1 protein-coding gene is annotated in these 246 nt (G+C 50.8%); it reads left to right on the top strand.

Annotated elements, in window-relative coordinates:
* Nucleotides 1–246: bacterioferritin (locus SB772_RS44385; RefSeq protein ID WP_410839076.1), on the top strand; the 246-nt coding region annotated here is incomplete at both ends.

Here is a 246-nt window from a genome sequence, read left to right as displayed (position 1 = left end):
CATGCTCGACGGCCTGCCCAATCTCCAGGATCTGCACAAGCTACTGATCGGCGAAGAGACCAAGGAAAACCTCGAATGCGATCTGAAACTCGAACAGATTTCGCAGTCGACGTGTAAGGAAGCGATTGTTTATTGCGAATCGGTTCGCGATTTCATTTCGCGTGAAATCTTCACGAAGATTCTCGACGACACCGAAGAGCACATCGACTGGCTCGAAACGCAAATCGACCTGATCGACAAGGTCGG

Origin of the sequence: Paraburkholderia sp. SIMBA_030 (genome assembly GCF_046535245.1) — a bacterium.
GTDB lineage: Bacteria > Pseudomonadota > Gammaproteobacteria > Burkholderiales > Burkholderiaceae > Paraburkholderia.
The sequence above is the reverse complement of the archived record's forward strand: the minus strand, read 5'-3'. Positions and strand labels throughout refer to the sequence as shown.